At 64.3% G+C, this 21,178-nt stretch carries 36 protein-coding genes and 1 other RNA gene; 32 read left to right on the top strand and 5 right to left on the bottom strand.

Annotation, left to right across the window (positions count from 1 at the left end):
• Positions 1–118: 118 nt before the first annotated feature.
• A complete protein-coding gene (locus GD606_RS06505; protein ID WP_163302481.1) occupies positions 119–859 on the bottom strand; it encodes an XRE family transcriptional regulator in 741 nt (246 codons plus the stop codon).
• A gap of 183 nt (positions 860–1,042) precedes the next feature.
• On the opposite strand from GD606_RS06505, the gene GD606_RS06500 reads away from it, so the two are divergent.
• Complete coding sequence (locus tag GD606_RS06500; RefSeq protein ID WP_163302480.1) at positions 1,043–1,507, top strand: hypothetical protein; 465 nt, start codon at positions 1,043–1,045, stop codon at positions 1,505–1,507.
• A complete protein-coding gene (locus tag GD606_RS06495; RefSeq protein WP_163302479.1) occupies positions 1,494–1,691 on the top strand; it encodes a helix-turn-helix domain-containing protein in 198 nt (65 codons plus the stop codon). Before GD606_RS06500 ends, GD606_RS06495 begins: the two co-directional genes overlap by 14 nt.
• Before the next feature lie 51 nt (positions 1,692–1,742).
• Here the strand turns inward: GD606_RS06495 and GD606_RS06490 are convergent, their stop codons facing one another.
• Entirely contained in the window at positions 1,743–2,111 is a 369-nt protein-coding gene (locus tag GD606_RS06490) for a hypothetical protein (RefSeq protein ID WP_163302478.1), read from the bottom strand.
• A gap of 112 nt (positions 2,112–2,223) precedes the next feature.
• Between GD606_RS06490 and GD606_RS06485 the strand changes: the two genes are divergently transcribed.
• From GD606_RS06485 to GD606_RS06405, 17 genes are all read left to right on the top strand, one after another.
• Positions 2,224–2,412 (top strand): hypothetical protein, encoded by a 189-nt coding sequence (locus GD606_RS06485; protein ID WP_163302477.1) that lies wholly within the window; start codon positions 2,224–2,226, stop codon positions 2,410–2,412.
• Positions 2,413–2,647: 235 nt separating this feature from the next.
• Entirely contained in the window at positions 2,648–4,816 is a 2,169-nt protein-coding gene (locus GD606_RS06480; RefSeq protein ID WP_163302476.1) for a TnsB C-terminal domain-containing protein, read from the top strand.
• A 63-nt stretch (positions 4,817–4,879) separates the two neighbouring features.
• The gene (locus GD606_RS06475; RefSeq protein ID WP_163302475.1) at positions 4,880–5,650 is read left to right on the top strand and encodes an AAA family ATPase; all 771 of its coding nucleotides are present in this window, start codon (positions 4,880–4,882) and stop codon (positions 5,648–5,650) included.
• 2 nt (positions 5,651–5,652) lie between these two features.
• Complete coding sequence (locus GD606_RS06470; protein ID WP_163302474.1) at positions 5,653–6,213, top strand: hypothetical protein; 561 nt, start codon at positions 5,653–5,655, stop codon at positions 6,211–6,213.
• Complete coding sequence (locus GD606_RS06465) at positions 6,210–6,602, top strand: helix-turn-helix domain-containing protein (protein WP_163302473.1); 393 nt, start codon at positions 6,210–6,212, stop codon at positions 6,600–6,602. Before GD606_RS06470 ends, GD606_RS06465 begins: the two co-directional genes overlap by 4 nt.
• 105 nt (positions 6,603–6,707) lie before the next feature.
• Complete coding sequence (locus tag GD606_RS06460; protein ID WP_163302472.1) at positions 6,708–6,890, top strand: hypothetical protein; 183 nt, start codon at positions 6,708–6,710, stop codon at positions 6,888–6,890.
• 11 nt (positions 6,891–6,901) lie between these two features.
• Positions 6,902–7,435 carry a host-nuclease inhibitor Gam family protein gene (locus GD606_RS06455; RefSeq protein ID WP_163302471.1) on the top strand — a complete coding sequence of 178 codons (534 nt, stop codon included), beginning with the start codon at positions 6,902–6,904 and terminating at the stop codon, positions 7,433–7,435.
• Entirely contained in the window at positions 7,432–7,629 is a 198-nt protein-coding gene (locus GD606_RS06450) for a hypothetical protein (protein ID WP_163302470.1), read from the top strand. Before GD606_RS06455 ends, GD606_RS06450 begins: the two co-directional genes overlap by 4 nt.
• An RNA gene (locus tag GD606_RS06445) (hammerhead ribozyme type II) lies at positions 7,630–7,694 on the top strand.
• Between the two features lie 9 nt (positions 7,695–7,703).
• Positions 7,704–7,955: a host nuclease inhibitor protein gene (locus tag GD606_RS06440; protein WP_163302469.1), complete on the top strand. Its 252-nt coding sequence runs from the start codon at positions 7,704–7,706 to the stop codon at positions 7,953–7,955.
• Positions 7,956–8,366, top strand: a complete 411-nt coding sequence (locus GD606_RS06435) for an NUMOD4 domain-containing protein (protein WP_163302468.1) — start codon at positions 7,956–7,958, stop codon at positions 8,364–8,366. It begins immediately after the preceding gene.
• A complete protein-coding gene (locus GD606_RS06430; RefSeq protein WP_163302467.1) occupies positions 8,363–8,557 on the top strand; it encodes a hypothetical protein in 195 nt (64 codons plus the stop codon). The genes GD606_RS06435 and GD606_RS06430 overlap by 4 nt, the downstream gene beginning before the upstream one ends.
• A 1-nt stretch (position 8,558) precedes the next feature.
• Entirely contained in the window at positions 8,559–8,768 is a 210-nt protein-coding gene (locus GD606_RS06425; RefSeq protein ID WP_163302466.1) for a hypothetical protein, read from the top strand.
• Entirely contained in the window at positions 8,765–9,262 is a 498-nt protein-coding gene (locus GD606_RS06420) for a regulatory protein GemA (RefSeq protein ID WP_163302465.1), read from the top strand. Before GD606_RS06425 ends, GD606_RS06420 begins: the two co-directional genes overlap by 4 nt.
• Before the next feature lie 2 nt (positions 9,263–9,264).
• The gene (locus GD606_RS06415) at positions 9,265–9,660 is read left to right on the top strand and encodes a hypothetical protein (RefSeq protein ID WP_163302464.1); all 396 of its coding nucleotides are present in this window, start codon (positions 9,265–9,267) and stop codon (positions 9,658–9,660) included.
• Positions 9,661–9,675: 15 nt separating this feature from the next.
• The gene (locus tag GD606_RS06410; RefSeq protein ID WP_163302463.1) at positions 9,676–10,122 is read left to right on the top strand and encodes a hypothetical protein; all 447 of its coding nucleotides are present in this window, start codon (positions 9,676–9,678) and stop codon (positions 10,120–10,122) included.
• Entirely contained in the window at positions 10,119–10,424 is a 306-nt protein-coding gene (locus GD606_RS06405; protein WP_163302462.1) for a hypothetical protein, read from the top strand. Before GD606_RS06410 ends, GD606_RS06405 begins: the two co-directional genes overlap by 4 nt.
• 64 nt (positions 10,425–10,488) lie before the next feature.
• Here the strand turns inward: GD606_RS06405 and GD606_RS06400 are convergent, their stop codons facing one another.
• Positions 10,489–10,641, bottom strand: a complete 153-nt coding sequence (locus GD606_RS06400) for a hypothetical protein (RefSeq protein ID WP_163302461.1) — start codon at positions 10,639–10,641, stop codon at positions 10,489–10,491.
• Between the two features lie 26 nt (positions 10,642–10,667).
• Entirely contained in the window at positions 10,668–11,213 is a 546-nt protein-coding gene (locus GD606_RS06395; RefSeq protein ID WP_163302460.1) for a hypothetical protein, read from the bottom strand.
• A gap of 151 nt (positions 11,214–11,364) precedes the next feature.
• Here GD606_RS06395 and GD606_RS06390 point away from each other — a divergent pair, with 151 nt between their 5' ends.
• From GD606_RS06390 to GD606_RS06375, 4 genes are all read left to right on the top strand, one after another.
• Entirely contained in the window at positions 11,365–11,955 is a 591-nt protein-coding gene (locus tag GD606_RS06390) for a hypothetical protein (protein ID WP_163302459.1), read from the top strand.
• A gap of 257 nt (positions 11,956–12,212) precedes the next feature.
• A complete protein-coding gene (locus tag GD606_RS06385; protein ID WP_163302458.1) occupies positions 12,213–12,836 on the top strand; it encodes a Rha family transcriptional regulator in 624 nt (207 codons plus the stop codon).
• Positions 12,833–13,054, top strand: coding sequence for a hypothetical protein (locus GD606_RS06380; RefSeq protein WP_163302457.1), 222 nt, complete (start codon positions 12,833–12,835; stop codon positions 13,052–13,054). Before GD606_RS06385 ends, GD606_RS06380 begins: the two co-directional genes overlap by 4 nt.
• Positions 13,055–13,139: 85 nt before the next feature.
• On the top strand, positions 13,140–13,652 hold the full coding sequence (locus tag GD606_RS06375; RefSeq protein ID WP_163302456.1) for a thermonuclease family protein: 513 nt from the start codon (positions 13,140–13,142) through the stop codon (positions 13,650–13,652).
• A gap of 165 nt (positions 13,653–13,817) precedes the next feature.
• On the opposite strand, the gene GD606_RS06370 is transcribed toward GD606_RS06375, so the two are convergent.
• Positions 13,818–14,078 (bottom strand): hypothetical protein, encoded by a 261-nt coding sequence (locus GD606_RS06370; protein ID WP_163302455.1) that lies wholly within the window; start codon positions 14,076–14,078, stop codon positions 13,818–13,820.
• Positions 14,079–14,153: 75 nt separating this feature from the next.
• On the opposite strand from GD606_RS06370, the gene GD606_RS06365 reads away from it, so the two are divergent.
• The 9 genes from GD606_RS06365 to GD606_RS06325 are packed head-to-tail and all read left to right on the top strand — an operon-like array spanning position 14,154 to position 21,113.
• Entirely contained in the window at positions 14,154–14,636 is a 483-nt protein-coding gene (locus tag GD606_RS06365) for a lytic transglycosylase domain-containing protein (RefSeq protein ID WP_163302454.1), read from the top strand.
• Positions 14,637–14,638: 2 nt separating this feature from the next.
• A complete protein-coding gene (locus tag GD606_RS06360) occupies positions 14,639–15,334 on the top strand; it encodes a hypothetical protein (RefSeq protein WP_163302453.1) in 696 nt (231 codons plus the stop codon).
• Between the two features lie 14 nt (positions 15,335–15,348).
• Positions 15,349–15,777 carry a hypothetical protein gene (locus GD606_RS06355; RefSeq protein ID WP_163302452.1) on the top strand — a complete coding sequence of 143 codons (429 nt, stop codon included), beginning with the start codon at positions 15,349–15,351 and terminating at the stop codon, positions 15,775–15,777.
• A complete protein-coding gene (locus GD606_RS06350; RefSeq protein ID WP_163302451.1) occupies positions 15,774–16,070 on the top strand; it encodes a VpaChn25_0724 family phage protein in 297 nt (98 codons plus the stop codon). Before GD606_RS06355 ends, GD606_RS06350 begins: the two co-directional genes overlap by 4 nt.
• Before the next feature lie 2 nt (positions 16,071–16,072).
• Positions 16,073–16,627 carry a DUF3486 family protein gene (locus tag GD606_RS06345; RefSeq protein WP_163302450.1) on the top strand — a complete coding sequence of 185 codons (555 nt, stop codon included), beginning with the start codon at positions 16,073–16,075 and terminating at the stop codon, positions 16,625–16,627.
• Positions 16,624–18,219 carry a hypothetical protein gene (locus GD606_RS06340; RefSeq protein WP_176629241.1) on the top strand — a complete coding sequence of 532 codons (1,596 nt, stop codon included), beginning with the start codon at positions 16,624–16,626 and terminating at the stop codon, positions 18,217–18,219. The genes GD606_RS06345 and GD606_RS06340 overlap by 4 nt, the downstream gene beginning before the upstream one ends.
• On the top strand, positions 18,219–19,640 hold the full coding sequence (locus GD606_RS06335) for a DUF935 domain-containing protein (protein ID WP_176629240.1): 1,422 nt from the start codon (positions 18,219–18,221) through the stop codon (positions 19,638–19,640). The genes GD606_RS06340 and GD606_RS06335 overlap by 1 nt, the downstream gene beginning before the upstream one ends.
• Positions 19,628–19,810, top strand: a complete 183-nt coding sequence (locus GD606_RS20750; RefSeq protein ID WP_445224735.1) for a hypothetical protein — start codon at positions 19,628–19,630, stop codon at positions 19,808–19,810. The genes GD606_RS06335 and GD606_RS20750 overlap by 13 nt, the downstream gene beginning before the upstream one ends.
• The gene (locus GD606_RS06325; protein WP_163302448.1) at positions 19,800–21,113 is read left to right on the top strand and encodes a phage head morphogenesis protein; all 1,314 of its coding nucleotides are present in this window, start codon (positions 19,800–19,802) and stop codon (positions 21,111–21,113) included. Before GD606_RS20750 ends, GD606_RS06325 begins: the two co-directional genes overlap by 11 nt.
• Positions 21,114–21,178: the final 65 nt, after the last annotated feature.

Genomic DNA, 21,178 nt, shown 5'->3' with positions numbered 1-21,178 from the left:
CGGCTAATGGTGCGGGTTTCGGGGTGAAGGGCCGGGGGCGCGATGGACTGGCGCGTGAAGACGCCGACGACGTTTAGTTTTGAATTTTTGGCGCGGTTGCGACGGATAGTTTTGACGGTTAGCCGCCGTACTCCCGGCAGGACCAGACCACGCGGCCGATGATGCGGACGGTGTCCGCCAGATCGCCGGTCATGGGAACTTCGATGGGCTTGTAACGCTCGTTACGGCTGCGCAGAATCAGCATTCCTGGCTCACAATCCACGTATTTGACAAATACCGCGTCATCGACTCCGACAGCGAACATGCAGCCGGATAGTATTTCGTTTTGACTTTCGTCAATCAATACAGTGTCTCGATCTTCCAATACTGGATTCATGCTGTCGCCGTGGATGTCCATGAGGACCATTCTCGTGGAGTTTCCTTTCCGTTTGAGGAATTGTGTCTTGAACGCATAATGGCCTATGGTTTCCGCGCTCGTCTCCAGGCTTCCGGTTCCAGCGTTCAGCCTTGCTTTTACCTTTGGAATCAGGGTGTAGCCACTTCTCTGTACGTCTTCTGCTGGCGCTTGGTCGGCCTCCTGGCTGCCTTTTGGCGTTGAGAGCGACGTATCCCCTGTTAAAATCCAATCAATTGAGCATGATAACTCTCTGGAAAGGGCAATGAGGTGCTCTCCACGCGGGATGCGTCCGGCCTCATAATTCTGAATGGACGTCAGACTAACCCCTATCTTTGTTGCCAAATCTTGCTGGGTCAAACCCAACTCTTCCCGCTTTGACCGCAGACGTGAGGCAAACTTTTCTTGGTTCGGGCTTTCCGCCTGCAAGCCCGAAGGCAAGCCCGAAGGGGTTTTATCGTTCATATTTTTCTCTAACATGCCGGGATAATAGATTTTACAGAATGCCCACCGCAGCTTGCCAACTTTTGAAAGCCCGAAACAAACTTTCGTGTTGACAACTCACGAAAGTTTGTCCAAAAGTCTTTGTGACGGGTCACAAACCTGACCACTTCACCCGGTTTTTAGACCGAATTTCAGGGGCGGGCAATGGCAAAATGTGTGCGAAATCTGGACAAGGGCCTGGTGCAGCTCACCCTGCCGTTGACCAGCCTGCCCACGGCCGGACTTCCGGCCGGGAGCCTGCGCCGCAGGGATGCCGTCCAGGAGGCGTTTCGGGCCGCCCTGGACCGCTCGGGCCTCACCCGGGAATACGTCGCCAATGAACTCTCCCGCCTGACGGGCGACTCCATCAGCATCCATCACATCAACAATTGGACGGCCGAGTCCAAGGCCGCCGAACGGCGCATCCCGCTGGATTATCTGGCGGCTCTGGGGCTCATCCTGGGCGACGCGGGTATCCTCCAGGCGGCGCTGCCCGCCGGGTGGCTGGGGCTCACGCCCGAGGGCGCGGCGGTCTACGAGTACGGGCGGCTGGCGGTCGAGGAGCGGCGGCGCGGCCGCAAAAAGCGCGAACTTTTGGAGAGGATCAATGGCGGACGTGAAGGGTCGTAAGGTCAAGGCGTGGCTGGTGCTGCGCGGGACCAAGATTTCGGATGTGGCCCGGGCGGTCGGCGTGGACCACAGTCTGGTGTCGCATTTTCTGGCCGGGAGGCGTCGGGCGGACGTGGTGCGCAACTACCTGGAGCAGATCGGGTGTCCGGTCGAGTACCTGGGAAAAAGGAAGGAGGCGGCGTGATGCACGAGGATGCTTTCCGGGCGGCCGCACGACAACAGTTCCCTTGCCTTCCTAATATCCGTGAGCTTGTCTGTAATAGTCTAAAATCTGGTCAGAATGCGTCCTCATATACCGAAGAATTGGAGTATTTAGTTTCCTTTCGGAAGAACCGTCAAGAAAATCCTGCGGAAATGGCGGCCAATCAGGAAGAGAAAGAAAAGTAATGTATGCAATTATGATGTCATGTAACGCTTTCTTTTTTTTCTTTGGAAGCATGGTGGCTTCTTCTGCGGTTATGAATGATTCTTTTTCAAGCATTTCCAAGACTGAATTCCACGCTTTTTGCTTAAAAGGTGTTTTCTTTGTATCGGCGTTGAAGTCGCTAAAAGCATACATAGTGAAATTATACAAAGTATCTCTGACGAATTCTGCTGAAAGCATATTTCCGTGCCTCCTGTGCGGTCAGGGGTTGAGCAACTCCGATAGCCAAGTCCCCTCCTAACAGGGGGCACGGGAAACTATCAAGGGAACGAGCGGCAAAAGGAGATGAGCGATGGAATTTGAAGAAGCGAGAACGCGAGTCAGTGAAATTCTGAAAACGTATGATGTCGAGGAAAATATTTTCAAGGCGGTCAACCTTGTGCTGGCCGCCTTAAACAGAAGATACGAAGAGTCAGGAGCCGTTTTTACGGTTACTGTACATCAGACAGTCTGTCGCGAAGAGCGCGATAGAACGAATTGAAATCATCAGCGAGTTGACGTGTTCGTTTTAGATATTCGTCTTCGTTTTTTGATTTCTGAACGTAGTTTCGAGGTTCGGCCCTGGAAAGGAAAATTTCTTTTGCAACAGTAAGTAACGCATCATCTGAAAAAGCCATTTCCGTGCCTCCTGTGCGGTCAGGGGTTGAGCAACTCCGATAGCCAAGTCCCCTCCTAGCAGGGGGCACGGGAAACTTTCAAGGGAACGAGCGGTACATATGGACCAGGTCACGGCAAAAAACATCGCGCAGGCGCTCCATGTGACAGAGCGGGCAGCGCAAAAGCGGGCGGAAACCGAGTCCTGGCCGTTTGACGAGGTGACCTGCCGGGGCGGACGCCGCCGCCTGTACCGCCTGGACAGCCTGCCCTCTGACGTGCGGGTGGCGCTGGCCGGGGTGGCCGCTTCGGAGGCGGCCACGGCCGGGCGGATGGAGGCCCTGCGGCTCTCCCTGGACGAGAACCTGACCGCGCGGGCGGCCACGGCGGCGCGGCAGTCCGGGCTGGCCCGGTATGTGTGCTTAAATGACACGGCCAAGGGCCGGGCGTCGGCCAAGGCGGCCGTGTTGGCGGCCTACCAGCAGTTTCTGGCCTCGTCGGGGCTGGCCCCGTCCACGGCCCGGGCGGTGTTCGCGGCGCAGTACAGCCGGGGGCAGATTGCGGTGGACCAGGACGTGCGCGAGGACGTGCCCCGCGTCTCCCCGGGGACGCTGCGCAATTGGGAAACGGCGCTCACCACCGGCGGTCTGGCCCGGCTGGCGGGCAACTACGGACACCGGCGCGGCTCGGGACTGGCCTCTCGGCCGGAGGTGGCCGAGTTCATCACCGCCATGCTCACGGACCATCCCCACGCCTCATCCAAGCACATCCGGCGCGGGTTGATCTCCCGGTTCGGCGAGGCCGAGGCTCCCAGCCTGCGCGCCCTGCAACGGTTCGTGGAAACCTGGAAGCGCGCCAACTCCTCGGCATTCCTTAAAATTTCCAACCCGGACAAGTGGCGCTCCACGTACCAGTGCGCGTTCGGATCGGCCTCGGCGGACGTTGTGCGGCTCAATCAGCGGTGGGAGATCGACAGCACAAAGGGCGACGTGATGCTTGCCGACGGGAAGCGGCACAACGTGGTGCAGATCATCGACGTTTACTCGCGTCGGGTGGTTTACCACGTCTCCCGCACGTCCTCGGCCGCCGCCGTGGCCGCCTGCCTGCGCCGGGCCGTCCTGGCCTGGGGGGCGCCCGAGGAGCTGGTGACGGACAACGGCTCGGACTATGTGTCCCGGCGCATCACGGACGCCCTGCTGGGCCTGGGCATCACGCAACGCATCGCCCCGCCGTTCACGCCCGAGGCAAAACCGCATGTGGAGCGGGCCTTCGGGACATTCTCCCATGATCTGGTCGAGCTTTTGCCAGGGTACATCGGCCATAACGTGGCCGAACGCCAGGACATCGAGGCCCGGAAGTCGTTTGCCCAGCGGCTGGGCAAGGCCGGGGAGACCGTCTCCCTGGACATGAGTCCGGAGGATTTCCAGGCCATTTGCGACCGCTGGGCGGAAGACATCTATGCCCGTGATCCCCACGAGGGGCTGGGCGGCAAGTCTCCCTTGAAGGTGGCGGCGGACTGGCGGTTGCCGGTGGCGCGGCCGGACGCCCGCGCCCTGGACGTGCTGCTCTCCGCTCCGGCGGACGGGGATTCCTGGCGCACGGTGCGCAAGAAGGGCCTCAAGATTGATGGGCGCTGGCACATCCATGCCGCCCTGGGACCGATCATCGGGCAGCGGGTGCGGGTGCTGTTGGACGAATCCGACGTGGGGGCCGTGTATGTGTTCGCCGAGGCGGCCTCGGGCGAGATGGAATTCATCTGCCGGGCGGTGGACCCCGCCACGGCGGGCATTTCTCGGCAGGAGATCGCGGCGGCCAAGGCGGCCCAGAAAAAGGCCGTGGCCGAAGAAACGGCGAAACTACGGGCCTCCAGCAAAACGCACTCCACGAAGGACATTGCCCGGGAAATCCTGCACGACGCGGCGGCCAAGGCGGGCAAATTGACCGTGCTGCCGCCCCCCACGCTCCCCCACGAAACCCCCATGCTGCGCGAGGCCGGGCAGGCGGCCCGGGCCACGGACGCGCCCACGCCCAGACCCGCCACCGAGGCCGAACAGACGGCCCGGGCGGCGCTGGCCGAGGACATGCGGCAGGCGGCCACGGTGCATCAGCTCCCGGAATCGCCGCGCCAGCGGTACGCGCGGTGGCGTGAGCTTGACTCGGCCATCCAGGCGGGCACGGCCGTGACGCAAAAGGATCGCAAGTGGTGGGAGAGCTACCGCCGGACATCGGAATGTTCCGCCCAGGCCATGCTGCGGGAGATGGTCCCGGGGCAGGCGGCCGGGGCGCAGTAACGACGAACGCCCACCGCTGCAACGGTGGGCGCTCTGAAAGACCAAAATCAAGGAGGTCGTAGCGTGTCAACATCCGAGACGCTTGTCAACACCGCCCCGCTGCCCGGCGGGGTGGCCCCCCTGCAAAACGTGGCCTTGTGCCTGGGCGCGCTGGACAAGGCGGCCAAGCGGCCGGGGCATCTGCCGGGGCTGGTAGTCCTGTATGGGCCGTCCGGCTACGGCAAATCCACCTCGGCGGCCTACGTGGCCACGCGCACCGACGCCTACTACGTGGAAGCCCGGTCCTCCTGGACCAAAAAGGCCATGCTGGAGTCGATCCTTACCAGCATGGACATCCGCCGGGGCCGCACCATCCAGCCTGCACGGACCATCAGCGCCATGGTGGATCAGGCGGCCGAACAGTTGGCGAGATCCGGACGCCCGCTGATCATCGATGAGATGGACCATGTGGTGGACCGCAATGCCGTGGAGCTGGTGCGAGACCTGTACGAGGCCAGCCGCGCGGCCATCCTGCTCATCGGCGAGGAGCAGCTTCCGGGGAAATTGTCGGCCTGGGAACGCTTCCACGGCCGCATCCTGGACTGGGTGGCTGCCCAGCCTGCGGACCTGGATGACGCCCGGGCCTTGCGGGACATGTACTGCGACCGGGTGCGGGTGGCGGACGATCTGCTGGCCGATCTGGTGGCCGTGGCCCGGGGCAGCGTCCGGCGCATCTGCGTGAACCTGGAGCGCGTCCAGGAGCAGGGGCAGCTTGACGGCGTGGACGTGATGGACCGGGCGGCCTGGGGCGGCCGTCCGCTCTATACGGGCGAGGCCCCGCGCCGGAGGTCGTGAAAATGGCCATCTCGAAACGTGACCAAATGTGGGCCGCCATGCGCCAGCTCGGCAGCTTCACCCTCGTGGACGTGTCCCGGGCGGCCGGGGTCACGGAACCGGCGGCCACGGACTACGTCAAGGCCCTGGTCCTGGCCGGGATCGTCGAGAAGATCGGTGAGATGGTCATGGGGCCTCGCGGCCAGAAGCGCAGGCAGTACCGGCTGGCCCGGGACTTGGGCGTTGACGCCCCGCGCGTGGCCAAGGACGGCCGCGTCCTGCCGCCGTCCGGGCGGCAGCGCATGTGGCGGGCCATGGGCATCCTGAAAGAATTCTCGGTGCGGGATCTTGCGGCCACGGCCTCGCTGCCCGAGGCCCCGGTGGCCTTGGCCGAGGCCGTTTACTACTGCGCCTGGCTGGCGCGCGGCGGCTATCTGCGGCCGACCACGCCCGGCCGGTTTGTGGCCGTCGAGGCGTTGCGCTTTGGCCCCCGCGCGCCGCTTATCCAGCGCATCCGGCGGCTGGTGGACGCCAATACCGGCGAGGTCATGGCCGAATCGGCCCCGGCCGAGGAGGCGTCGTGAGCGCCCTGGCCAAGGCCCGCGAGGCCCACGTTGATTCGACTGGTTACGCGCCGGACTGGATCGAGGCCCTGGCGGCGGCCTGCGACGCCTCCACGGGCCGGGCCGTGGCCAAGCGGCTCGGGGTGTCGCCTGCGGCGGTGTGCCGGGTGCTGGCCAACGCCTACGGCGACACGGGCAAGATGGAACGCCGGGTGCGCGAGATCCTCATGGCCACGGCCGTGGCCTGCCCGGTGCTGGGCGATATCGACGCGGCCGTGTGCCGGGAGCACCAGGAACGTCCGTACACCCCCATAAACCCCACCTACGTGCGGCTTTTCCGGGCCTGTCGGACCTGTCCGCACCGTCTGGAGGCAGATCATGACCAGGGCCGTCAGGTGTGTGGAGCGTGAGGCGCGGCGCGTGCGGGCGCGGATGGGACTGCGGGCCGTGACCGCCGGGCGGCTTATGCGGCGCGAGGCCAGGGAAACAAAACGGGAAATTACGGAGGGACTGCGATGCTTGGGGACAAGATCAGAAACGTGCGGAACAGCCTGGGCGTCCTGGCGGACAAGGTAGGCGAAAATGAGTGGGCGTTTTTGAGGGTCTGCCAATCGGAGCTGACCGAGGCGGCGGATTCCGTGGAAGAGATCGAACGAGCTGTGGCCATGGAAACCCCGGCCGCAACCCCTGCAAAATAAGGAGAGACATCATGCGCACGAAACCGAACCCGGCCTTTCTGATCGGGGATCTGGACGCGGCGGACAAGGCCCTGGCCCGGCTGGCGGAAATCCGGCGGGCCGTGGAGGCCGAGGAAGGCAAACTCAACGAAACCATCGACAAAATGAAGGCCCTGGCCAAGGAGCGGCTGGCGGCCAAGCTGGCGGATAAAAAGGCCATTGAAGCGGCCTTGGTCACCTTCGCGGGATCGAAAAAGGATGAATTGTTCGAGAAGGCGCGAAGCAGACAGCTCAATTTCGGGACCATCGGCTTCCGGCGCTCCACGGAGATAAAGGCCAAGGGCAAGGGGACTCTCGCGGGCATCCTGGAGCGGGTCAAGACGTTGATTACCGGAGAGCCCGACGATCCGTTTGCCGGTGCCGTCCGCGTCAAAGAAGAGCTGAACCGGGACGAAATGGTGAAGTGGCCCGACGAGCGCCTGGAACTCGTGGGGGCAAGGCGCGCGAAAAAAGACCTCTTCTACTACGAGCTGAAGGCCGAAGAGATCAAGGAGGCTGCGGCATGAGCGACGCATGCACGGTCGAGGTGACGGAACGGCAGGTGCCTCTGCGGGTGCTGATGTCGGCCGAAGCTCAGGCCCTGGCCTGGAAGAAGCGGGCCGAGGCGCTGTCTCTGGCCATCAAGGACGCGGCGGCTGCCGACGTGCCCGTGGCCGCGCTCATGCAGAGCTGCCGGAAGATCATGGCCGGGATGGAATAGATGCGAAACCGCCCTGCGGGGCGGTCGCCGGGGCGTGGCGGTTCCGGCCTGATGAGCAGCCGCAGGAGAGACGCATGGCCGTCGCATATTGCTTCACCAACGGTGTGATCCATGTTGACCAGGAATGCCCGCAGGGGGCCTTGCCCATTGCTTCCGGAGATTCGCACAAGCTCCACGAGTGCCTGGAAGGTATGGCCACCTTGGCGTGGGACAACAAAACGCTGCTCATTCCCGGCTTTGGTTTTGCGGAGAATGAGGATGAGAAGCTGGACGCTGTGCTGGAATTCTCGCGGCTCGTCGAACAAAGCCTGCGCCGGGAGCAGTAGATGGAATGGCGCACCATCCCGGGATACCCGGCTTACGAAATCAGCGAGTCCGGCACCGTCCGCAAGGCGGATAGCAAGTATCCGCTCGGAAAAAGCGGCCGCCGCTATGGGCTGTGGGGCGGGCGACAACGGAGATTCTTTTATCCGTTTGAGCTGGTTGAGAAGGCTTTCGGACCACGCGAGGGCGAAGCGGCCGCCATGCCCATGGAGGCCCAACCTCCGGCAGCGGCAGGGGGCGAGACCGGAACCCAGCCGTGGAGCCTTGAGCTGAGAAGCGGCCCGGTCTCGATCCCCGTCCCTGCCGTGTCGGATGACGACAGATGCGCGGCCCTGGAAAGCGAAAACCGGGAGCTGCGGGCGTTGGTGGCGGAGCTGGAGGCGGAACTGCTGGTCTACAGGGTGGCGATATGACCACGCCCCGCTTCGCCGTCGATACCAGCGCCATCCCCGGCCGGGCCGCCATCCGCGACACGGCGCGCGGGCGGCTGGTGGGATTTTTCCTGGCCGATCCGGACAAGCCGGACGCGGCCGAGCGCATCGCGGCCATTTGCGCCGAACGCCTCAACGAGATCGCGGCCCGGGCCGCAAAACAGGGAGAATGACATGCCCTGCCAACCCTACGTCATGTCCAAGCGCCACAAAGGCCGCATCGTGATGATGGTCACGTATTCGCGAGGCGGCGGCGTTGGCCGCAAGATATGTGCTGACGGCGCATTGGCAGACCGCGAGGTGTGCCTTTTCCCGGGCGACATCGTTGCGGAACGGCCGCTCTTGCCGGGGTGCGAGGACGTGGCGCTACGGAGGCTCCCATGAACCGCTCGACCTCCCGCCGCCAGGGCATGCTGGCCAAAATTCACATCGCCAAGAAGCAACTCGGCATGGATGACCCAGACTACCGGGCCATGCTCGACGGCCGTTACGGCGCGGATTCGGCGGGCAAGCTCGATCTGAAACAGCTTGACGATCTGCTGCGGTTCCTGTCGCGGCGAGGCTTCACCGCCCCGGCCCGGCGTCGCGGCGACCGGGCCGCGCCCGCGCAGCGCGACTATGACCGCTCGGATCTCATGGGCAAAATCGAGGCCTTACTTGCCGAAACAGCCAACGCCCAGGGCCGGTTCGTGCCCTGGGACTACGCCCTGGCCATCCTCACGCGCCAGGGCGGCCCGGAAAAGCTGGAATGGGCCACCACCAAGCAGCTCCAGGCCGTGATCGCGGCCCTGGGCAAGAACTTGCGGCGCAAGGATCAGGCGGCCCTGCGGGAAAGCCACGGGGCGCAGGACGCCGCGTTTACCGGGGACGGGGAGTAAACATGTTCGGGGCGTTTGATATGGAGCTGCCGCCGACGTTGGCGGCCATCGCCGACCTGGTGGGGCCTGTGGCGGCGTACCGCCTGGCCGAAGCCAGGGGCGGCACGACGGTCTACATCCCGCGCCCCGAGACGCTCACGCAGGACCATTGGCTGGTGACGGCCGTGGGCCGGGCGGCGGCGGAAAGAATCGCCTGGATGGCCCAGGGCGAGAACATGACGATCCCGCTGGGGCCGCTGGCCGGGAACCGGTCCAGGGTGTGGCGGGCCATCCGTGAAGGCATCAAGGCCGGGAAAAGCGAAAACGAGATCGCCCGGCTGGCCGGGGTGGCAGGGCGCACCGTACGGCGGCACCGGGCCGGTGGCGACGGGCGGCCGGATCAACACAGTTTGCTGTAAGGATGCCGGAGAATCATGGCGGAAACACGCACGAAAATGGGGTCTGTTTTGCTCAAGATTTCCGGCAAGACGACGCTGATAGAGCTGTTCGACGCGGCGCAGTGGCCCGGGGAACGGCCGGAACCGGGCACGGTGCGGCTGCGCGTGAACGGCCGCTGGCTGGCGGCTGGCGGCGGGAAATATGCGTTCGTGACCCTGGAGGGCCTGGCCGTCGTGCTGGCCGGGGCGGTCCACGACGGGGCGGGGCTTCCCCGGCCTGTCGCCGGGCATGGCATCGCGGCTGGGACGCGGCTGTCCGTGCCGAACGGGCAATTTTTCGAGGAAGGCCGCCCGGTTTTTGACCGGGTGATCGCCAAGACTCCGGCGTTTCTGGGGATTGACGGCCGCTGGCGGGTGTTTGTGGTGGGCCGCCGGGAGCCGGTGCTGTTGTCGGATTGTGAACGAATCGAGGAGGAAGCGTGAAAAAGGGCATGTCGGTTGGCGTACGGGACGAGTTGAAACGTCAAAAACGGCGGCAGGTGGAGCTTTTGACGCACCTGTCCGCCCGATTGGCGGCTGTGGCGATGCTTGTCGCTGTCAGGCTCCCCGGCGTCTCGACCTTGACCGATGCGGGGGTGCTCCTGGGCATCGGCGAGACCATGATGGCCAACCAGACCCTGGAGGGCATCCTGGGAACCCTGGAGCGGATCGCGAAGGCGGCCGCGCCCGCGCCCGCGCCCGGGGCTGGCGACATTCCCGCGCCGGGAACGGAGACATGGCAGTGATGGTGGCTGCGGATCGAGGGGGACGGGTCCGGACGGCGGGAGGTCGCCCCGCCGCCCGGAAGGGCTACTCCTTGTCCCTGATGATGCGGTTGCCGGTGGCCCGTCCTTCCTTTTCCTTGCCGCTGCCCTGCGAGTGGACGGCGATGGAGATGGACGGGGCGGGCCTCGCTTCCGGCGGTTCCTGCGGCGGTTTCTTTTCCTTGTCCGAATCCGACACGGCGACCACCTCCCGTGCCGCCGGGTTTACGCGGCGAGGGTGACGCCCGCCGCGAGGACGGCCAAAGCCGAGGCGCAAAGGAGCATCCATGACATGGCTCGTAATTTTCTTCCTCTTTGGTGGACTGCTGCTGCTTGATGACTGATCCCGGCCCCGAGGGACACCAGAACCGTCTGGTAGAACAGGGCGTCCGCATCCCCCTGCGCCTCCCGGAAGGCTTTGTCCGAGAGGAACTTGAAGTCGCCCAGGGGCATTTCCAGATTCCTGCGGCCGCGCAGGGCGTCGATGCAGAAGGCGAACGTGGCCAGGGCGAGGAGCAGGGACAGGCCCACGAGAACGAGAAAGGGCGCGGCCAGGCCGGAGGCCACGGCCAGCTCCCCGGCCTTGAACCGGATGACGGCCCCGATCTCGAAGGTGGCCAGAAGGCTGGCGATCCACAGGTAGGTGCGGAGGTAGAGGGCTTGCAGCTTGTGGGTGTCCGTGGCGAGATGCCGGTATTCCAGATAGGCCTTGTCGATGAGCAGGCCCATCCGGGAGACGTAGCCGGGCGCGTCAAAGGCGGTTTCGGTCATGGCGGCCCCCTGGGGTTGCGTTGGCTGATATGCGGGGAGGCATAGCAACCCGCCAGGGGGTTGACAAGACCGGCATGGGGCCGAAACGCGGCAATAGGCGTTTACTGGATGCGGGAGGGTTGATATCCATTCGGAAACAAGGAGGCGTGTGATGCGGACAAGGGCTTGGATGTTGGCCGGGGTGTGTTTGCTGGCGTTATGTTTCGCGGCCCCTTCCCTGTCGGCCGCTGAGGACGCGTACGATCTCCGCAGTGTGAAATGGGGGATGAGCAGGGAAGAGGTCAAGAAGGCGGAACGAAGCGCGCCAGTCATGGAGAGTGACAACTTGATTGTCTTCAACGACAAAATTTTCGATAAAAACATCCAAGTGGCGTATGCTTTTGTTGACAACAAGCTATGGAAGGTGAGGTATTTTCTTGTTGATATACACACAAATAAGAATGATTACATTTCCGATTATGAAGAATTTGTGGAAGCATTAATATCTAAATATGGGAAACCAAAACAATCAAAAGTTCTATGGAAAAACAATACTTATGCCGAAGACAAGCAAAACCATGGGTTGGCGGTATCAATGGGGCATCTTGCTTTGTTTTCGGCATGGGATACGGCAAAAACTACAGTATTTTGTTTTATAGATGGTGAAAATTTCAATGTAAATGTGCGTATTGACTATGAATCGAGCGAACTCCGAGATTTGGCGATAAAGCAAAAGAAAGACGAAGAAAAGGGCAAGCTCTAGGCTGCGCTGCTTGACAACCCCGGCCGGAAATCCTAACCGGGAAGTCCCTAACTAAGCGTGGCTGTCCACCGCCACGACCAAGCCGTAGGCATGGTTGAAGAGTGGACGACGTGTTTTTGTCGCCTAGCATCTCTGTTTTTAGGAGAGGCTCGTATTGGCGGCTGACGTCCGGGTGTCCGCGAGGCCCCGGCCGCGCTTAGCGGGGGAGCGTCAGTCGCCTTTTTTTGTTTCCAACCCCCAACTAAGCGAGGCGCATCATGTCCCTTTCCCTTTCCCAAACCCCTTCCGTTCCGGTGACCGTCGAATTCCTGCCCGGCGAACGCCCGGCCGTCCGATCCGTGGAGCTGGCCCAGCATTTCGGGCTCAAGCACAAGAACGTGCTGCGGGACATCGACGATTTGACCCGTAAGCTACCGGAATCATTTTGTCGGCTCAACTTTGAGCCCACAGAGGCCGAGGTCGTTGTTCCCGCGTCCGGCGGGATGAGGAAGGATCGCGCCTACCTCCTCACCCGCGACGCCTTCACCCTCCTGGTGATGGGCTGGAACTCCACCCGGGCCATGGAATGGAAGCTCCGCTACATCGAGGCCTTCAACACCCTCGAACGCGCGGCCCTGGAAAACGCCCGCAGCGAGGCCCTGGCCGACGGGGCGCGGGCGGCCCTGGCCGTGCCGCCGGAGCGGCTGCACCGCATCAACCAGGCCGTGCGCTACCACCAAAAGGGCCTCAATTGCATCGAGATCGGTAAGCTCCTGGACGTGTCCAGGGATGTGGTCTGGAGGCTGGTGCGCCAGGCCCGCACCCTGGGCCTGCTTCCGGCGTCCGGCCCGACGTCTGGCCCGGCGGCCGCGTCCCGCGCGGCGCGGGGGCTGGCGCAATGACCGGGCTGGTGCGGCCCGGAGAGCACCCGGCCGACGCCATCCGCCGCATGGGCTGCGTGGCGGACTATCTGAGCGAATCGATCCCGGCCTGGAGCCTGGAGACGGAACCGTCCCGCGAGGCCGTGGAGGGGCTGGCCGTGCTGCTCCAGCTTTTGGCCGGGGCGGCGCACGAACTGGCCCGGGAGATGACGGACTTGACGCCTCCCCCGGGGTCGTGACACAAACCCGCAACATCCCCATGAAGAGGCCCCCGGACAACTGTCCGGGGGCCTCTTGCTTTTCGCCCGGCGTAGACCGGGCGTCATGAAACGCCATCCGATATCGCTTTTCCTGGTCCTGTGCCTGCTGGTTGCGACGGCCATCCCCCCGGTGGCCGCTGCGACCCGGGCCGTCCCTGTGGCAACCCCGCAACAGAACGAGGCCGACGCGACGGCCGCGCCTTTGGTGACGCCGCGTCCGGGCCTTACGGACATCCGGGCCGTGGTGGCCAAGGTGCGCGACGGCGACACCCTCACCGTCACCATCCCGGACTGGCATCCGGCCGTGGCCACCATCGGCGTGCGCATCGCCGGAATCGACACGCCGGAGCTGCGCGACACGCGGCCCCATATCCAGGCCCTGGCCGAATTGGCCCGGGAATGGACCCGGTCCCGGTGCCGGGTGGGAAGCGTGGTCATCCTGCGCGACGCGTATCTCGGCAGCCTGTCCCGGCTGTCGGCCCGGGTGGTGACCGAAGACGGCGTGGATCTGGGCGACGAGCTGGTGCGGCGCGGGCTGGCCCGACCGTGGAACGGGCGCGGGGACGCGCCGTGGTGATGCCAAAGGAGGTGGCTGTGAGCGATCCGAACGAAATCGTGGTGGAAGTCCGCATCGGAGGGAAGCTCATTTATGCCTACGACTCGGACGGGAATGTTTTTTTCAGCCAGGGGCATGCACACGCCCCCCAGGCGCTGGAACACCTGGAGGGCGCAGCGGAATGGCTCAAGAAAACGTCACCTCGCGCCACGGAAGGCGTTGGGGAGGGACGTTTGCCAGGAAGCCCACAAGGTCTTTCCTGCCCCAATAGTCAAGGCCATGCCGGTTGTTTTCCGCAGCCAAAACCACAGGCACACCCAGGCGAATAGACAGGGCTTCGGCAACCCGGTCTCTTTCGCCCTGGGAGGAGAGGATACGAGGCTTCACCAGCATAACGGCAAACGAAACACCTTGTTCATTAATCAGGGCGCATTGCCATTTCTCCATAAACATCTCCTTTTGGTCCGGGGAAAAGATGCCAAACCGTACCAGATAGAAAATGGCAAATAAAGGGAACAGGAAATGACTGAAGAAATCCTGAAGGCGATCCTGGCGGCGGCGGACGAGTTCAAGCTGCCTTTCGAGCTGGTGCGGGCGGTGGTCGAACACGAGTCGGTCGGGGGGGGTACGTATGCGATCCGCTACGAGCCGGGGTTCGACTTCCGCTACCACCGCGCGCCCGGCGGTTTTATCCCGCCGGGATGCAGCCAGGCCACGGAAGAGGTCGGCCGGGCCATGTCTTGGGGCCTGATGCAGATCATGGGCGAGACGGCCCGGACCCTCGGTTTCCAGGGCTGGTTTCCGGAGCTGTGTGTCCCGGCGATTGGGCTGGCCTGGGGCTGCCGGTATCTGCGGCGGCTGGCGGACCGCTACGGCCACGAGGGCTGGGACGTGGTGTGCCGGGCCTACAACGGCGGCCCGGGCAACCGGCACAACCTCGAAAACGACTATCCGTCGAAAATCCTGAAACATCTGGGCGGCCGCTGGCCGCAAAAGGGAGTCTGATCGTGGACGAAAAAAACGAAGGCAGACAGGTCACGGCTGAAATCGGCGTGATCGAAAAGAAATGGTGGCTGTCCCGGGGCGTCTGGGGCGGCGTGGTGGCCATGCTGGCCGGTATCGCGGCCGCGCTGGGCTACAGCCTGTCCGAGGGCGTGCAGGGCGACATCGTGGAATTGATCCTGGGCATCGCCGGGGTGGCGGGCGGCGGCTTGGCCGTGTGGGGCCGCATCAAAGCCGAAACCAAGATTGCCACGCCCGGGACCGGCGGCCCGTCCACCATCAAGGGGTTGCTGGCCCTGGCCGTGGCCGTTCCGGCGCTGCTTCTGGCCGGGTGCGTGGGAACGCGGGCCCAGACCGACCCGGGCACGGTGGACGCAAGCCGGTATCAGGCCGTGGCGGCCCAGCTCCCGGGTGTGGTCGAGGCCCTGGCCGACGTGGCCCTGACCGCTCCGGTGGACGCCCAGACAAAGGAGCGGATCGCCGAATACGCCACGCTGGCCAAGGCCACGGCTTCGGCCATCGGGACCGTGGACACCTCCGATCCCCTGACCGTGGACAAGTTGCACGAATTGATCCGGCGCATCGCCGCCGTTGTGGAGGCCTCGCAGGCCGACGCCGGGACGAAGTCGCAGGTGGCCAACTACGCCGCCTGGGCGGGGGTGGCCCTTCGCGCGGTAGCCGTCGTGGGCGCGATGATCTGACCCGGGAGGCTGACGTGGAGGATATTCTCAAGTGGTGGCCGGTGGCCATGTTCCTGTTTCAGGCGTTTTTCGGATGGATCATGTGGTCCCTGGCCCGGAAATTCGTGACCCGGGAACACTGCGAAGCAACACGGGCCAGTCGTGACGCAGACCGGGCCAGGAGCGACAAGGCCGTCGCGGACCGGGTTGCCGGGGTGGACGGCCGGGTATGCGCCGCGCACGCGGCCCTGGCCGATGCCCCATCTCCCTCGGAGGTCGAACGTCTTACCGGAAGCCTGGACGGGCTGTCCGCCGACGTGGCGGCCTTGGGCACGGATCTGGAGGCCGTCCGGGGCGACGTCAAGGAGGTCAAGGCCATGATCTCCGGCGTCCGCGACGGGCTTTCCCGCATGGAAAAGCAAAACGATCTGCTCATGGAGCATCACATCAGGGGGCGGAAATGAACAGCTTCGCGCGTCTGGTGACCGAGGACCGCCGCCTGGTGATCCTGCGTTTCCTGCATGAAGACCCGGATTACAAGCTGAACACGTCCGTGTTGCAGACGGCCCTGGACGCCGTGGGGCACAGCGCGTCCCGGGACCAGGTGGAGACGGACGCGGCCTGGCTGGCGGAAACGGGGCTGGTCGAGATCGAGACCGTGGGCAACGTGCGCGTGGTGCGGCTGACCGCCCGGGGCGCGGACGTGGCCACGGGGCGGGCTGTTGTGCCCGGCGTCAAACGCCCGAGCCCGAGGTAGCCATGCCGCGAAAGTCTACCGTCAAGGCGCTCCCTGCGCCGATCCGAAAGGAGCTTGACCGCCTGTTGACCGAGGGCGCGCACACGCTGGATCAAATCGTTGCGCATCTGCGGCAGTTGGGCGCGCCTGTCTCACGATCTGCGGTGGGCAGATATTCACAGGATTTCGAGGAAGTTGCCGCGCACATCCGGGAAAGCCGCGAAATCGCGTCCTCGTTTGCCCGCGAGTTGGGCGAGGTGCCGGATGGCGACATGGGGCGAGTGCTCATCGAAATCGTGCATCGGCTGGTGTTTAAGGCCAGCTTGGCGAAGTTGCGCGATGGGGACGCCATTGATGCCGTTGACGCCGCGCGCTTGGCCAAGGCGATCAAGGACTTGGCTGCCGGGTCCAAGATCGGCGTGGACACCGAGATCAAAATCCGTGAGCAGGCCCGCAAGGAGGCCCTGGCCAAGGCCGCCGAGGCGGCCCAGGGCGCGGCGGATCAGGCCGGGCTCACCCCCGAGCAGTGGGGGCTTATCCGGGCGCAAATCCTTGGCGTTGAGGTTGAGCCCGCATGAGCATGACCACGTCCGAACGCGAGGAAGCCCTCCAACTCGTTGAGGACATCCAACGCATGCGAGCGACACGGCGGCTGACCCCGACCGAAGTCCCGAAGATCCTGCTGCCGTATCAAGCCGCGTGGCATCGCGATGAATCGCCGGTGCGGCTCTGCAAAAAGTCCCGGCGTATCGGTTTTTCGTGGGGTTCGCTGGCTGCCGAAGCGGCCCTGGAGGCCGCCTTGGCCAAGGGGATGGACCAGTTTTATATGGGCTACAACATGGCCATGGCCGCCGAGTTTATCGGTGACTGCGCCTTCTTCGCCCGAGCCTACCAACTGGCGGCCAGTCAGATCGGCGTCACCCTGCTGAAAGACGAGAAGCGCGACATCGTCACATACAAGATCCAGCTTGCCAGCGGATTCAAGATCGAGGCGTTGTCATCCTGCCCCTATAACTGGCGGTCCCGCCAGGGACATGCCCGCATCGACGAGGCAGCATTCCACGAAAACCTTCAGGAGGTCATCAAGGGGGCCTTGGCCTTCCGCATGTGGGGCGGGCGTATAGACATCGTTTCCACCTTGAACGGAGAGGACAACCCCTTCACGGTGCTTTGCAAGGACGTGGAGGCGGGAAAGCTCCCCTACTCGCTCCATAAGGTCACTTTCGACGACGCCTTGGCCCAGGGCTTTTATCAGCGGGTGTGCCTCGTCACGGACAAGGAATACAGCCTTACGGCGGAAGAGAAATACCGGGAAGAGATCTACGCGGATTATCCCACGCCAGAGGACGCGAACGAGGAACTGGATTGCATCGCGAAACGCGGGTCGGGGGCGTTTTTTACCCGACTCCTTTTGGAGCACTGCCATGGCGAGGGAATTCCTCGTTTGCGTTGGCAGCAACCCGCCGAATTTGTGATTGAACCTGACCGCTTGGAAATCGCTTCCACATGGATACAGGACCACCTGAAGCCGCTCATCGACGCCATGCCTACGGGTAGGCGCACGGTTTACAGTCAGGATTTCGGGCGTTCTGGAGACTTGTCGGTAAACTGGGTCTGGCACGAGGAACGGCCTGGACGTTGGCGACAGTCGTTCGGCGTGGAGTTGCGCAATATCCCTTTCGACGTGCAGCAGCTCATCACGTTTTACATCCTGGACAACATCCCGCTTTTTCAAAAGGCGGCCTTTGACGCGCGCGGGAACGGTCAGAGCCATGCCGAGGCAGCATTGCAGAAATACGGACAGGGCCGGGTGGAGTGCGTCATGTTTTCGGCCCCTTGGTATGCCGAGTGGTTCCCGAAGTACAAGCAGGCCATGGAAGGGGATCTGTTGCGTCTGGATGCCAACGAGGACGTGATTGCAGACCACCGTATGGTGGTGATGGTCCAGGGGCGGCCGGGGATATCCGGTGCCCGGGTCAAGGGATCTGACGGCCAATACCGGCACGGGGATTCGGCCGTTGCTGGCGTGCTGGCATATTTCGCCACCTGTCAGAAGCGCACCGAATATGGCTACACCCCGGCCGAGCCGTCCGGCTCTGTCCCTAGCCGGAATGGCCACTCCGACATCGACGACGACAGCGGCCGCTGGCCGCAACAGGGGGCGTGGTAATGCCGACGCTATTTGACCATCTGGGGCGGCCGGTGGACCTGGGCCGCCTGCGCGAGGAGGAGGCCGGGCCGACGCTGACCGGCGTGCGCCAGGTCATGTCCGGCCATCCGGCTCAGGGCCTGACGCCGGTTCGGCTGGCGCGGCTTTTGCGCGACGCCGAAGACGGCGACCCCACGGCCTATCTGGAGCTGGCCGAAGAGATGGAGGAAAAGGACTGCCACTACCGGAGCGTATTGGGCACGCGCAAATTGCAGGTGTCGGGCCTGGAGATCACGGTGGAGGCGGCCACGGACGCGGCCGAAGACCAGCGGGCCGCCGACCTGGTGCGCGACGTGCTGACCCGGGACGAATTGCGGGACGAGCTTTTCGACGTGCTGGACGCCGTGGGCAAGGGGTTTTCGCTCACGGAAATCATCTGGGACGTGGAAGGCAGGCAGTGGACGCCGCAGCGCCTGGAATGGCGCGATCCGCGCTGGTTCGCCTTTGCCCGCGAGGACGGCCGCACGCCGCTTTTGCGCAGCGAGGGCGGGCAGCTCGTGCCGCTTTCCCCCTACAAGTACGTGGCCCATATCCATAAGAGCAAATCGGGCCTGCCCATTCGCGGCGGCCTGGCCCGGCCCGTGGCCTGGGGCTACCTGTTCAAAAACTTCGACATCAAGTCGTGGGTGCAGTTCGCGGAGATCTTCGGGGTTCCGCTACGCGTCGGCCGCTACGGCCCGGGCGCGACGGAGAGCGAAAAGGCCACGCTTTTGCGCGCCGTCAGGAACATTTCCACGGACGCGGCGGCTATCATCCCGGAGTCCATGGGCATCGAGTTCATCGAGGCCAAGCTCTCGGGCAACGTAACCCTTTTTCGGGAACTCTCCGAATTCTTGGACCGTCAGACCAGCAAGGCCGTTCTGGGCCAGACCGGCACCACGGACGTGGGCCAGCACGTGGGCACGGCGGACGCCCATGAGCGGGTGCGCGGCGACATCGAGGCCGCCGACGCCCGGCAATTGTCCATCGCGCTTACCCGAGACGTCGCCCGGCCGGTGGTCGACCTCAACCTGGGGCCGCGCCGCCTCTATCCGCGCATTAAGGTATTCCGGCCGGACGAAGAGGACATGGACAAGCTGGCCGACCGGCTGGTGAAGCTGGTGCCGCTTGGGCTCCAGGTCGAGGCGTCGATCATCCGGGACAAGCTGGGGTTGCCCGATCCGCCTCCGGACGCGGTGTGCCTGCGCGCCCCCGGGGAAACGGCCGAAACGGCCGCGACTGGCGCGATGGGCGCGCCAGTGGCCACCGGATCGCCCAGGGCGGCGCACACCCGGGAGTTGGCCGGGGCTTGGCCGGGGCGGCCGAGCCGCAGCCCCGGGACGCGGTGGACGTGGCCGTGGCCGAGGAGTTGGCCGAATGGCAACCGCTGGTGGACCCGCTGATTGAGCCTGTGCGGCGGCTGTTGGCCGAATGTGCGGACCTGGACGAGTTTTTGCGGCGGCTGCCCGAGGCCGTGGCCGGGCAGGACGTGGCCGCGTTGACCGAACACCTGGCAAAGCTAACCTTTGCGGCCCGCCTGGCGGGCGAGACGGGGGCGGGCCTTGGCGATTGAATTCAAGGCCGTCGCGCCCGCCGAATCCGTGGCCTACCTGGAGGCCCGGGGCCACGTGCTCACCCCGACGTTCGACTGGCGCGAGATGTGGCAGGGCGAACACACCCGGGCGTTTACCGTGGCGAAAAGCGCCGGGTTCGATGTGCTCAAGGACATCGAACAGGCCGTGCTGCGGGCCAAGTCCGAAGGCCGCACCCTCAAACAGTTCGCCGCCGAGCTGACGCCGATCCTCCAGGCCAAGGGCTGGTGGGGCAAAAAAGACATGACGCACCCGGACACCGGGCAGGTGGTGCGGGCGCAGCTCGGTTCTCCCCGGCGTTTGCAGATCATCTACGACACCAACATGCGCACGGCCCACGCGGCCGGAACCTGGGCGCGCTACGAGCGCACCAAACATATAGCTCCCTATCTGCGGTACGTGGCCATCCTGGACGGCAAGACGCGGCCCGAGCACCGCGCATGGCACGGCATCGTATTACGAGGGGACCATCCCTGGTGGAAAATGCACTTCCCCCCAAACGGCTGGCATTGCCGGTGTGTCGTCATCCAGCTTTCCGAAGCGCAGCTCAGAGAGCTTGGATACGAAATCAGCCCCGATCTGGTCATCGAGATGGAAAAGTACGTCAACCCCCGCACGGGTCAGGAAATCTATGTGCCCAAGGGCATCGACCCCGGCTTTGCCTACAACCCCGGGCAGGCCGCCCTGGAAAACCACGCGGCCCGGGCCATGCTGGACAAGCTGCCGCAGGCCTCGGCCGATCTGGCGGCGGCCCAGGCGGCCTCGGCCCGGTTCGTGGTGCCTGCGCTCAAGCATGACCTGTCCGAATGGGTGCAGGGTAAGCTGACGGCCATGGAGACCGGCGCGCCGATCTCGGCCGGAGAACGGCGGGTGGTGGGGGCGCTGGATCAGAAGGTCATCGACTTCATGCGCGAAAAAAAGGCGCCGCCGGAGTGCGGGGCCATCACCTTGTCGGATAAGGGCATCGCCCACCTGTACCGCGAGGGCAAGCAGGCCAGCGGCGTGGGGCTGTCCCGGGAGACCATCGCCCGGGTGGTGGACGCCCTGTGGGAGCCGGAGGCGGTCTATTGGGACAAGGCCAACCCGGCCCTGCTGTACCTGATCGATGCCGGTGACGGCGCGGGCAAGCTGGTGGTGCGGGTCAACCACGCCGTGCGGATGCGGGTGGCGGCCCCGGGCGAGGAACTGACGAAACAGACGGTCGTCACGAACGATCTGTGGTCGGGGCGGGTGATTGATCCCAAGGACATGGAAAACACGGGGATGTTTGAGCGAATCTTTTAAGATGGCCGCCCGGGTGGTGCGCAACCTCCACGGGGGGACTCCGCTGCTGCCAGGGCAGGGCAGCC

Source organism: Desulfolutivibrio sulfodismutans DSM 3696, from assembly GCF_013376455.1.
GTDB classification, from domain to species: domain Bacteria; phylum Desulfobacterota; class Desulfovibrionia; order Desulfovibrionales; family Desulfovibrionaceae; genus Desulfolutivibrio; species Desulfolutivibrio sulfodismutans.
This window is presented reverse-complemented; position numbering and strand designations above follow the sequence as displayed.